Below are 248 nucleotides of genomic sequence, written 5' to 3'. Positions count from 1 at the left end.
CCATCAGACTCGCTCGAAAGCGAATCCAACCCGCACACATCATCGCATGGTCACTTTGGCGTAGAGCTCACCAGGCCGCCGCCCAGCGCGCGCACTTCAAAACAAAAAGACAACTGTAATGCTAGGGTCTGTTGGGATTCAGGATTCTCATTCGTGCTTGGCTGTGATTCAAGCTTTGGATGGAACGATTCGTTTTGACTGACGGCCAATGGGCGAAGATGGAGCCGCTTTGTCTCGGCAAGCCGAGC

At 54.0% G+C, this 248-nt stretch carries 1 protein-coding gene; it reads right to left on the bottom strand.

The features are described 5' to 3' along the window. Positions 1-50 precede the first annotated feature (50 nt). A partial coding sequence (locus ACZYOF_RS45000) for a hypothetical protein (protein ID WP_463719729.1) occupies positions 51-248 on the bottom strand: 198 nt, incomplete at its 5' end.

The organism is Bradyrhizobium sp. LeoA1Lang (assembly GCF_055413685.1).
The sequence above is the reverse complement of the archived record's forward strand: the minus strand, read 5'-3'. Positions and strand labels throughout refer to the sequence as shown.